11 protein-coding genes are annotated in these 11616 nt (G+C 62.1%); 5 read left to right on the top strand and 6 right to left on the bottom strand.

Features of this window, described 5'->3' with window-relative positions; genetic code table 11:
* The coding region (folP, locus tag DWX25_RS07225) for a dihydropteroate synthase (RefSeq protein WP_117807882.1) at window positions 1–714 on the bottom strand (714 nt) is incomplete at its 3' end.
* A gap of 94 nt (window positions 715–808) precedes the next feature.
* Complete coding sequence (locus DWX25_RS07220; RefSeq protein ID WP_117798835.1) at window positions 809–1561, bottom strand: NAD-dependent protein deacylase; 753 nt, start codon at window positions 1559–1561, stop codon at window positions 809–811.
* A gap of 135 nt (window positions 1562–1696) precedes the next feature.
* On the opposite strand from DWX25_RS07220, the gene DWX25_RS07215 reads away from it, so the two are divergent.
* Window positions 1697–2515 (top strand): exodeoxyribonuclease III, encoded by an 819-nt coding sequence (locus tag DWX25_RS07215; protein WP_117743664.1) that lies wholly within the window; start codon window positions 1697–1699, stop codon window positions 2513–2515.
* 532 nt (window positions 2516–3047) lie between these two features.
* On the opposite strand, the gene DWX25_RS07210 is transcribed toward DWX25_RS07215, so the two are convergent.
* From DWX25_RS07210 to DWX25_RS09755, 4 genes are read right to left on the bottom strand one after another with little or no spacing between them, the layout of a single operon-like run.
* Complete coding sequence (locus DWX25_RS07210; RefSeq protein ID WP_117798834.1) at window positions 3048–3761, bottom strand: DUF6580 family putative transport protein; 714 nt, start codon at window positions 3759–3761, stop codon at window positions 3048–3050.
* A 4-nt stretch (window positions 3762–3765) separates the two neighbouring features.
* On the bottom strand, window positions 3766–5199 hold the full coding sequence (locus DWX25_RS07205) for an ABC transporter ATP-binding protein (RefSeq protein ID WP_233505201.1): 1434 nt from the start codon (window positions 5197–5199) through the stop codon (window positions 3766–3768).
* A 20-nt stretch (window positions 5200–5219) separates the two neighbouring features.
* Window positions 5220–6107 (bottom strand): energy-coupling factor transporter transmembrane component T, encoded by an 888-nt coding sequence (locus DWX25_RS07200; protein WP_233514243.1) that lies wholly within the window; start codon window positions 6105–6107, stop codon window positions 5220–5222.
* Window positions 6076–6210, bottom strand: a complete 135-nt coding sequence (locus DWX25_RS09755; RefSeq protein WP_255412948.1) for a hypothetical protein — start codon at window positions 6208–6210, stop codon at window positions 6076–6078. Before DWX25_RS09755 ends, DWX25_RS07200 begins: the two co-directional genes overlap by 32 nt.
* Window positions 6211–6306: 96 nt before the next feature.
* Here DWX25_RS09755 and glmU point away from each other — a divergent pair, with 96 nt between their 5' ends.
* The 4 genes from glmU (at window position 6307) to pth (ending at window position 11459) form a co-directional block, all read left to right on the top strand.
* Window positions 6307–7719, top strand: coding sequence for a bifunctional UDP-N-acetylglucosamine diphosphorylase/glucosamine-1-phosphate N-acetyltransferase GlmU (glmU, locus tag DWX25_RS07195; protein WP_117798832.1), 1413 nt, complete (start codon window positions 6307–6309; stop codon window positions 7717–7719).
* Window positions 7720–7911: 192 nt separating this feature from the next.
* Window positions 7912–8898 (top strand): ribose-phosphate pyrophosphokinase, encoded by a 987-nt coding sequence (locus DWX25_RS07190; protein WP_089573682.1) that lies wholly within the window; start codon window positions 7912–7914, stop codon window positions 8896–8898.
* 563 nt (window positions 8899–9461) lie between these two features.
* Window positions 9462–10478, top strand: coding sequence for an endonuclease domain-containing protein (locus DWX25_RS07185; protein ID WP_233505614.1), 1017 nt, complete (start codon window positions 9462–9464; stop codon window positions 10476–10478).
* A 351-nt stretch (window positions 10479–10829) separates the two neighbouring features.
* A complete protein-coding gene (gene pth, locus DWX25_RS07180; RefSeq protein WP_199412331.1) occupies window positions 10830–11459 on the top strand; it encodes an aminoacyl-tRNA hydrolase in 630 nt (209 codons plus the stop codon).
* The last annotated feature ends 157 nt before the right edge of the window (window positions 11460–11616 follow it).

The raw sequence follows: 11616 nt of genomic DNA, 5'->3' as shown, positions 1-11616 counted from the left end.
GACCCGCTCGGCCGCCGGTGCCGCCTGCTTCTGCTCGTCCGCAGGCTCGGGCGCGGGCTCCGGGTCGCCAAACGGCAGCGAAGGCTGCACCACGCCGCCCGGAAGCTTGGCCTCAACCTTGGGCTCGCCCAGCAGCTTGCCGCGACGACGGCGAGCCGGCTTCTCGGCCTCTCGCGCGGCCTCGGCAGCCGCCTCGCGCGCCTTCTCGGCAACAAACGCCGCGGCCGAGGTATCGAGCTGCACCGTTGCATGTGTGCGGGTAGGTGCCGCGACCTCGCCGGCGTGCATCACGATGACGCCGCAGGTGCTTGTCGCGACAAACTCGACCATCTTGGGGTCGGTGAAGCCCGTCACGTCGTTGACGATCGAGGCACCGCAGCGCACGGCCGCCTTGGCAACCGCCACGTGGCGTGTGTCGATCGAGACGATGGCGCCCTCTTTTGCCAGCGCGCGCACCACGGGCAGCACGCGACGAGCCTCCTCGTCGGGATTGACCGGGGTAAAGCCGGGGCGCGTGGACTCGCCGCCTACGTCGATGATGTCGGCGCCGGCGTCGAGCATCGCCAGGCCGTACTCGATAGCGGCATCCGCATCGAAGTGCTCGCCGCCGTCGCTAAACGAATCGGGCGTCACGTTGAGGACGCCCATGATGCGCGGACGGTCAAAGCTGAGCTCGTACTTTCCGCACCGCCATGTCTTGCTATCGTTCGCCATGAACATCCTCCTAAAATGCCCACGCCGCCGCGCTTGGGCGCTGGCGGCGGGGTCGTTTTGCAATCAGTCTTTCTATTGTATCCGCGTGCGCGGGCTAGAACGCAAACGCGGCCGCGATGTCGCAAGAAATCAGCAGGTCGGCATTTGCATCCTGATCGGTGGGAGCGAGATTGCAAATGGCCAGCGTATCGCCGGTAAAGCAGCGCGTAAGGCCCGCCGCCGGATACACCACGAGCGAAGTCCCGCCCACAATAAGGGCATCGGCCGCGGCGATGGCGGCAACGGCGCCGGTCAGCACATGCTCGTCGAGCGGCTCCTCGTAGAGCACCACATCGGGCTTGATGCGGCCGCCGCACACAGGGCACGCGGGCACGCCCGCGGCATCCTCGTGATCGCGCGCACAGATCCACTCGGCGCTATAGACTGCGCCGCACGCCTGGCAAATGTTGCGGTGGACCGAGCCGTGCAGCTCGAACACGCGCTGCGAGCCGGCCATCTGATGAAGGCCGTCGATATTTTGCGTCACCACGGCGCTAAGCTTGCCGGTCCGCTCCAGCTCGACCAGTTTGGTGTGGCAGCGATTGGGCTTGGCGCCAAGCGCGATCATCTTGGTGCGGTAGAAGTCAAAGAACTCGGCCGGATGCGCCTCGTAAAAGCTATGCGAAAGCATGGTCTCGGGCGGGTAGGCGAACTGCTGATGATACAGGCCGTCCACGCTGCGGAAATCGGGAATGCCGCTCGCCGTGGAAACGCCCGCGCCGCCAAAGAACACCACGCGCTCGTGGGTATCGAACAGCTCCGCCAGCGCCGCGGAGGCCTGCTTGGGGTCCGATATTGCCTGCGTCATACGAGTCCTCCGTCCTGGTTGGTCGGGCAGCGTCGGGCAATATCCCAGCACGCGGCCCTTGGGTTGTCACGCGTGGTGCCCGCTCCGCCCTTGTTGCGCTAATCTTAAGCCTGCCAACCCCGTCGAAAGGACACCATGCCTCAGACTTACACTTTCGCCTCGTGGAACGTCAACGGCCTGCGCGCCGTGCTCAAAAAGGACCCGAGCTTTATCCAGATCGCGCAGGAGCTCGATGTCGACATCTTGGCGCTGCAAGAGACCAAGCTGCAAGAGGGCCAGGTCGATATCGACCTGCCCGGCTATCACCAAACCTGGAGCTACGCCGAGCGCAAAGGCTATTCGGGCACCGCGGTCTTTAGCCGCCAGGAACCGCTGCGCGTGCTGCGCGCCGATGCGCTGCTGCCCTACGCCGGCGAGGGCGAGGCGGCAGAGCTCGTTGCCCAGGCCGCAACCGAGGGCCGCGTCTGCGCGCTCGAGTTCGATAAGTTTTGGTTTGTCGACGTCTATACGCCCAACGCCCAAAACGAGCTCGCCCGCATCGATGTGCGCATGGCGTGGGATGATGCCTACCGCGGCTTTTTAAGCGCACTTGAGCACGATGCCGGTAAACCCGTGGTGACCTGCGGCGACTTTAACGTGGCGCACGAGGAGATCGACCTTAAGAACCCCAAGTCCAACCGCGGCAACGCGGGTTTTTCGGACGAAGAGCGCGGCAAGTTCACCGAGCTGCTCGATGCCGGCTTTACCGATACCTGGCGCGCGGCAAACCCCGACGTCGAGGGCGTCTACAGCTGGTGGAGCTACCGCTTTAATGCTCGCAAAAACAACGCTGGCTGGCGCATTGATTACTTCCTGGTGAGCGACGCAATCGCCGGCAACGTGCGCGACACGGGCATCCGCGGTGACATCTTTGGCAGCGACCACTGCCCCGTCACCCTCGCGTTGGAACTCTAGCCCAGCTGATTCCCAGGGATGGAGGAAAACGGGTCATTTTCGCCTCGCGAGCGTGTTCGCGCAACCCGCCCGCCACGAAACCTGCCCATCTACTACGTTTAGGCCGCCACCCTCAACCACAGCGAACAACGCGAAAAGAAAACCGCAGGTAGAAAGCCTGCGGTTTTTCATAAAACGCGGTCATGGTCGGGGGTATCAGGCTAAGCGTAGTAGATGGGCCGATTTCGTGGCGGGCGGGTTCAGCTGATTCCCGGGGACGTCTGGGGACGGAAGAAAACGGATCAATTTGGCTCTCTGAGGGCCACGATGCCCGTCATGTCAACCGGCCATTTCAAAACTATGCCGGTTTACGGGGCTAAATCGCAAACCCCCAACCATACGCAATTCCGAAATAATAAAACTGCAGGTAAACGGCTTACTCTATTTCGAAAAAAGCCGGTATGGCCTGCCTGTGCCAATCTAGCCCCGTAAACCGGCATAGTTTTGAAATGTTACTTCGACAGTATTGATTCCCGCCCCGGCACAACCAACCCTACAGCCCGTACTTCACGACGACTCGGTTGATGCGGCGACACCAGGGCTTGTACAGGGCGGCCAAAAACACGCAGGTCGCGAGTCCGTGCGTGATATCGAACGGCACTGCCGTGGCAAGACGCGCCACGGCGCCTGCCCACGTGAGCGGCTGCACAAAACCGATGATGTCGTATGCGTTGATCACGACGCCATAGAGCAGGCCCGATGCAAAACCGTACGCAAGCAATGCCGGCATGCGCACGGTCCCATCCGCACGGTCGAACGCACCCGCATGCGCCAGGGCGCCGCCAACATAGCCGACGAGTCCCCAGGCATACATCTGCCACGGCGTCCACATACCCTGGCCAAAAAAGAAGTTGCTGGTCAGCGCCGCCAGCGCGCCGACCATAAACCCGTTGCGACGCCCAAGCGTCGCCCCCGCGATAATGGCGATGGCACTCACGGGTTTAAAGTCGGGAATGGGGCCAAACAAGATACGCCCCGCCGCGGCCAACGCCGCCAGAACCAGCGTTGGCATAATCTGGCGCAGGCCGGGGCGCGACGCCTCGTAGCCCGCAAAGAACAGCGCGAGCACCAACGCCACCACGACAAGCATGGCAAGCGCCGCCTGTTCAACGCCCGCCAGCAACGCCGCAGTCATCACTGCGGGGACCGCCAGCAGCAGCGGGATTTCCATCTTTGTAAGTAGGTGCGAGACGCGATAATCCGCCATTCCATCACGCCCTATAAAACACGTTGTCGGCAAAGAAGTCGGTCGGCGGCTCCACGCAGGCGATCTCGCCGTCAAACATCATGGCGATTTCGTCAGCGACCTGCTCGGCAAAGTCCAGGTCGTGCGTGGCCATGATAACGGTGCCGCCGCCCTGCGCATGCTCACGCAGGGCTCGGGCGATAATGCAGCGACTTGCCAGATCAAGGCCCTTGGTGGGCTCATCAAGCAGCAACAGCTCGGGGCCAATCAGCAGCAGCTTTGCCAATGCAAGCAGTTGACGCTGTCCGCCCGAAAGATCGTACGGGTGGCGCCCATCCAGGCCCGACAGCCCCAGACTTGCCGCGCGCTCCTGTGCTACGGCCTCGTCGTACCCGCAGGTCGAAGCCCATTCCATTAGTTCATCGCGCACCGTCTCGGCAACCAGCAACGCTTTGGGATTCTGAGGCAGCAGCGCCGCCGAGGCCGTCCCACGCACCATGTGGCCACGCTGCAGCTTAGCGGTCTTCGCCAGCACCGAGAGCATCGTCGACTTGCCGCAGCCGTTTCCGCCCACGACCGCATGCACCACGCCGGCCGAAAACGCCACGTCGAGCCCGCGCAGCACCCAGCCGGACGTTCGACCGTAGCGAAACCAGCCCTCGCGGATAGCTGCCGCCGCACTCGTCGCCGCCACCTGCGCGGGCCAGCAAGAGTCCAAAGCCAAAAGTCCCTCGCGACTACCCAAACTCGCCAGGTCAACCACCTCGCGCACGCGACCGCCCTTAATCCGGTGCGCACACGTCGCATACTCGAGCATCGACCGCGGCTGGTGCGTTGCCACAACAACCGTGCAGCCCAGCTCGCGATTCACACGAAACAGCGCATGCAAAAAATTTTTCTCGGCGACGGGGTCCAACTGGGATGTGGGCTCATCGAGCAGCAGCACGCGCGGGCGCAACGCCAGCACGGCCGCCAACGACAGCAGCTGCTTGCGTCCGCCCGAAAGCGTGTCAGTATCGCGGTGGAGCCAATCCTCCAACCCAAAGAAATAGCTGGTCTCGGCCACGCGACGGCGCATCTCGTCGCGCGACATGCCCAAGTTTTCCAGGCCAAACGCCATCTCGTGCCACACGGTCTCGCACACAATCTGGTTCTCGGGATCCTGGAACACATAACCCACGCGCTCCGCAGACGCGCGCACGTCCATGTCGGCAACGTTCTCGCCCAGCACGAGCAACTCACCAGCGCATTCACCCGTCGGCGCAATCTCGGGCTTAAGCAGCGAGAGCAGCGTCGACTTACCCGACCCGGTACCACCAACGAGCAGCGCAAACGCGCCCTGGGAAACGCGCCAATCGAGACCATCGAACACCGGCGCCTCGGCCCCGGGGTAGGCAAAGCGCAGGCCTCGCACTTCAATCGCCGGCTCATCCGAGCCGCGCGCCGCGTCCGTCATCATGCTCCCGTCCAACCGAGTCATCAGCCAAACCTCTTTTCGTCAACCACGTGCAGCGCGCAGGGCAGTGCCATCCAAGCCGCGTATACAACATAGCCCGGCCACGGCGCCGGCACCGAAAGCTGCGGGTAAAACGAATACTGCGTCGTCGCAACCCATGCCACCGCTACCGCGGCGGCACCAAACGCCGCAAGCCCAACCAGCGCGGCAACATCGCCGCGCCCCAGCCGATACCGCGCGTACGTCGTGCGACGCGTCACGGCACCCCACCCGCGCGAGCGCATCGCGTCCGCACGCTCCAGCGAATCTTCCATGCCCCAGCCCATCAGCACGCTCGACGCCCGCAGGCGCGAGCGCACGGGGTCGGCCGGCGCGCGCCCCGGCACGTCAATCGCATCTTGCACCGCCAGCACCGTGCGGCCGCGGCGCAAAAACTGCGGGATAAGCCGCATGCACATCGAGATCATGAGCGCGATCACCGGCGCGGCGTTACCCAAAAGCGCAAGCACCTTATCGTATTCGAGCATCGACGCCGCGGCCTCAAACCACAGCACGCTCGCCACAAACAGCCCGCCCATGCACAGGCCGTATACCATGCTCTCCAGATACACCGCGCGCATACCAATACGGAACAGCTCCGTCGAGCCCGAGGCGCTAAACAGAGGATTGACCAGCGCGATAATCAAAATCACCGGCAGCTGCCAGCGAAGCGCCCCCAACGTGCGCGCAGCACCGCGCGTCGCAAGCCCGTACGCCAGCCCGCCCGCAAGCGACAGCGCGATCAGCACCGGCTGCATCGAGAACATGGTGAGCCCCAGCGTCAGCACCATATAGAGCGCCGGCACCGCCGGGTGCGACATCGAGAACGCCGCGACGGGCTCACTGCCCGATTCCTCTCGCGTGATGTCCACCGGCACCCCCATCCCCTCGCTCAAACGCCAACGCCGCAGCGCCGCCGGCGCCATACACAACCAGCGCAAACGCCACACCGGCGACACCGACATCGGCCGCCATGCACCAATCGTTACGCGCTCATCATATGCCTGCGGTATCATATTGCGCCGTGTATCGTTTCCAAACACACGTCTCTATAACGTAACAGGAGATCACATGGACGCAACCGCAATTATCCTCGCCGCCGGCGAGGGCACCCGCATGAAGTCGAACCACTGCAAGGTTTCGCACAAGATCCTGGGCAAGCCCATGGTTCAGTGGATCGTCGACGCCACCATCAAGGCCGGCTGCAGCCGCGTCGTGGTCGTCATCGGCAGCCACGCCGACGAGATGCGCGCCCTTATCGACGGCGCCTACGCCACCAGCGCCACCAAAGTCGAGTGCGTCGAGCAGACCGAGCGCCTGGGCACTGGCCACGCCGTGAAGGTCGCACTCGAGGCCTGTGGCATCACGCAAGGCCCCGTCGTCGTGCTCAACGGCGACCTGCCGCTCATCACCGCCGACACCGTCGCAAAGTTCGCACAGACCGTCGCCACCGGCGAGCTCGCCTGCACCGTCATGACCATGACCCCGCCCGATCCCTTCGGCTACGGCCGCATCAAGCTGGGCGCCGATGGTCAGGTCGAGCGCATCATCGAGCAGAAGGACTGCACGCCCGAGCAGGCCGCCGCGCTGCTGGAGTGCAACGCCGGCTGCTACGCCTTTGACGGCGCGCAGCTCGCCGCCCACATTGACGAGATCGGCAACGACAACGCGCAGTCCGAGTATTACCTGCCCGACATGCTCGAAATTCTCAAGGGCCACGGCCAGGCGGTCTCCATCTTCCACTGCGATGATTACCGCGACGGTCTGGGCGTCAACAGCCGCATCCAGCTCGCGCAGCTCACCGCCATCGCGCGCGATCGCATCAACGAGCACTGGATGGCCGAGGGCGTCACCTTCATCGACCCCACGCAGGCTTGGATCGGCCCCGATGCCGTCATCGGCCGCGACACCATCGTGTGGCCGCAGACGCACCTGATCGGCCACGTCACCGTGGGCGAGGAGTGCCAGCTCGGCCCCAACAGCCGCCTCACCGACACCACCGTCGGCAGCGGCTGCGTCATCGATGAGACTATCGCCATCGAGGCCGTCATCGAGAACGGCGTCGACTGCGGCCCGCGCGCCTACCTGCGCCCGGGCACCCACATGCTCGATGGCTCCAAGGCCGGCACGCACGTGGAGATCAAGAAGTCCACGATCGGCGAGGGCTCCAAGGTGCCGCACCTGTCCTACATCGGCGACACCACCATGGGCTCCGGCGTCAACGTGGGCGCGGGCTCCATCACCTGCAACTACGATGGCGTCCACAAGCACAAGACCGTCATCGGCAAGGACGCCTTCATCGGCTCCGACACCATGATGGTCGCGCCCGCCCAGATCGGCGACGGCGCGCTCGTTGCCGCCGGCTCCGTCATCACCGAGCCGGTTCCGGCAGACGCACTCGGCCTGGGCCGCGCCCGTCAGGTAAATATTGAGGGCTGGGCCGCCGATTATCGCCGCCGTCTGCACGAGGACGACGAGGTATAACGTTTTACCAAGCACAAAAGGAGCTGTTCCATGGAGCAGCTCCTTTTTTCTATCGTGACCTGCGCAACCGGATGAGTGGTCGGTTCGTGTCCGTTGACGGTAAAGACGTTATCAAGACTCGATAAACCCCATCGCGCGGTTACAATGCAACAAGGCATCTATATGGCATTCGATGTATAAAGGAGAAGGGTAATGCCGATTAATGATCCCGAGAAGTCGGAGAATATGCGCAAGTCCATCCGCGTGTATTCCGGTTCCTCCAACCGTCCCCTCGCTCAGAAGATCGCTGAGTACCTTGGGGTCGAGCTTTCGGGCCTTACGCTAAAGCAGTTCGCCAATGGTGAGATTTACGCCCGCTACGACGAGACCGTCCGTGGCGCCGACGTCTTCCTGATTCAGTCCGTAGCCGGCGGCAACGTCAATGACATGCTCATGGAGCTGCTCATCGCCACCGACGCTGCCAAGCGCGCGTCTGCCCGCTCCATCACCGCCGTCATCACCCACTACGGCTATGCCCGCCAGGACCGCAAGGCCGGCCCGCGCGAGCCCATCACTGCCCGCCTCGTCGCCAACCTGCTCGAGCGCGCCGGCGTCAACCGCATCATCACCCTCGACCTGCACCAGGGCCAGATCCAGGGCTTCTTCGATATCCCGGTTAACCACCTGTCCGCACTGCCGCTGTTCGGCCAGTACTACAACGACATGCACTTCGACACCGACAACCTGGTTGTCGTGTCCCCCGACGTGGGTCGCGCCAAGGCCGCCAAGAAGCTGTCCGACATGCTCGGTTGCGATCTCGCCATCGCCCACAAGGGCCGTCCGCGCCACAACGCCGCCGAGGTCATGGGCATCATCGGTGACATCAAGGGCAAGACCTGCATCATCAATGACGACATGATCGACACCGCTGGCACCCTGTGCGCCAACGTCAAGGAGCTCAAGGCCATGGGCGCCGGCGACATCTACGTGTGCGCCACCCACGGCATCTTCTCCGGCCCGGCCATCGAGCGCCTGAACGACGCCCCCATCGTCGAGTGCGTCGTCACCGACGCCATCCCCGTCGAGGTCGGCGGCAAGATCAAGACCATCTCGGTCGCCGAGGAGTTCGCTCAGGCCATCTCCGCCGTTTACCACGAGGAGCCCGTCTCCACGCTCGTCGGCGGCGACTTCGCACTGTAATCCAACGCGCATCGCATCATCTTTGATGCTTTTAAAGGGTCGGAAGCTCGCTTCCGACCCTTTTTCTATCCCTCGCCAACCTTCCCTGGACAATTAGTTCAGATACGTATTTTTTTAAAGCCCCAAAGGGCCGTTCGGAGCCTTCTGAGCTCCCCGGCGGATGCCATGCCGCCCAATGCTCATCGTTTTCGAGTACAACCGCCGCATATTTACCCTCAAATCGCCCTCGAAGGCCCTTAGAAACGCCTCGAACGCCCGCCGTCTTATACGTATCTGAACTAACTGTCCAGTAGCTATCGTCAACCTTCGCGGCAGAGCTCAATTTCCTGCAATCCCCTCAACCGATTCCATCGATTTCATAACACCCAGCCGTTCATGGCGCGCAGCGCCCCGCTGAGCGAAAAGAACGGTATGGCGGTCGCATTCTGCCGCCAACTTAGTACGTTATAGCTATGACGACCGTGATTTCACATCTCTCCGCCCTCCGCGCAATTCGTCGCGCACGACGGGCGTACTCTGCCCTACCCTGGGACTCCGTTGATAGTGAACAGCAAGCACAGGCCTTGGCTAGCTGCATTCCCAATAATGACGCGATAGACTTTGGCGCACTTTCGATACTCGACGCCTGGAATGAAGATGATTCCGAACTGCTCGATCTTCTCGTTTCAAGCGAAGACAACAGACGCCCCGACAAGCGACTTTTTCAGCATATTCTCTCCGCTCCTCTTCCTGAAGGTGCAATTATGCACGTCGAGGCCGACATCTACGCAACGTCTCCTGCCATGACAGCCATGCTTTGTTCCAAAAATGAATCAGTCGCCAAAACCTTGATGCTTCTCATGGAACTGCTCGGAACCTACTCCCTTCCTCCCGGGGCAACATACCCCATTGCCTATGACGACATCTGGCCCAAGGGCGATGGCTACGAAGCGATGGACGACCTCGATTGCCGGGGCGATCGGTCGGCGGCCGAACAGCAGAACGAAACCCGCTACGAACAGGCGCACTACAAATGCGAGCCCGCCACAACTATCGAAGAGCTTGAGGCGGTCGCGCGCTTCGCCAAAAGTAGCTCATACACCTCGTTTCGCACGGCAGTCAATCTCGCCCGACCCGGATCTGCATCCCCAGCCGAATCCCTAATGTTTGCCGTTCTCGGAGCGCCCATGCGCTTTGGCGGATTCGGATGCTGCAGCCTGCCCATGGGAGGCCTGCTACTCAACCATCGAATCGACTTCGACACTCTTGCGGTCAACATGTCCTCCGGCATCCCTTACGCCATCTGCGACCTATATTGCCCGGCAGCCGGAGTCGACAACGAATACAACGGAATTGGGCATGAGCTTCAAAACGCTCGCATCCACGATGGCAATCGAAATAATGGACTCAAAGCAATGGGCATCCACGTCCTGGTTATCAATCGCGACCAAATGAAAGACCTTGTTGCACTCGAAGCCTTCGCCCAAACGATGCATCGACTCGCGGGAGTCCGATTCCGGTATCGCATCAAGGGCTATCGCAAGCGTCAGGCCGCTTGGCTCAACGCTCTGCGGGCCGGAATCGGCCTTGCGCCGGTCTAAACGGCGAATCACCCGTGCGCCGTCGAGCAGGGCTGGACAGTCAGTTCAAATACGTATAAATGAACACAGTGAATTAGGCTGTTTTACAGCTATCTCTATACCATTCGCCCTATTTGAAGGCAGGGTAGACTTCAAAACGGCGCCATATGGACTAACTAAAGCTCCAAAACAACGTATCGGCATCGAATTAAGCACTTCGAGTCCTCAGAACTTATACGTATCTGAACTAACTGTCCACCTCGGATTTTGACGGGCGTCCAAACGCCCCCAAACAACCTCAATTGCCCTCCATTTGACAGTGGCAACAGGGTCGCTCACCATAGCAGGCGACAAATCAACGAAAGGATGAACATGGCAGCTGCACAGCCGCTCAAGATTCGCATGGTTGCCGGACTTGGCAACCCTGGCGAGGAATATGCCGAGACCCGCCACAACGCCGGCTTTAAGGCGATCGACGAGCTGGCCCGTCAGGCCGGTGTCACGTATTGGAAAAACCAGGCCGGCGCCGAGGTCGCGCTCATCAACATCAACGATGCCGAGGAAGAGGACGGCAAGCGCCAGATCGTGCTGGTCAAGCCGCAGTCGTACATGAACACCTCGGGCGGCCCCATCTCCAAGCTCTGCCGCGAGTACAAGATCAAGGCCGAGGAGCTGCTCGTCATCCACGACGAGCTCGACATCCCCGCCGGCGATGTGCGCGTCAAGGTGGGCGGAGGCCATGCCGGCCACAACGGCCTGCGCTCCATCATCGACAAGATGGGCAGCCGCGACTTTAGCCGCATCCGCACCGGCATCGGCAACCCTCCCGGCAAGATGGCCGTCGCCGACTATGTGCTCAAGCAGCTGCGCGCCCGCGAGGCCGAGGACTTCCAGGACACCTGCGCCCGTGCCGCCGACGCTGCGGGCCTCGCCATCGTGCACGGCGCGATCTATGCCCGCGATCACGTAAACGGCGCCGCTTCCGCCAACGGCAAGCACTAAAACCTGTCCCTTTTTGGCAGGTCACTTTTCCCACCTGCCGAAGATACACGCAAGCGACATGCCCATGAGGGTATAATTTGCACCGTATGTCTGCACAACGCCTGTGCGCGTACGGTTCTAATCGGGCTGCCGTCCATTTCCGTGGAGGCACGGTTCG

The organism is Collinsella sp. AF18-8LB (assembly GCF_003459795.1).
Taxonomy (GTDB): domain Bacteria; phylum Actinomycetota; class Coriobacteriia; order Coriobacteriales; family Coriobacteriaceae; genus Collinsella.
The sequence above is the reverse complement of the archived record's forward strand: the minus strand, read 5'-3'. Positions and strand labels throughout refer to the sequence as shown.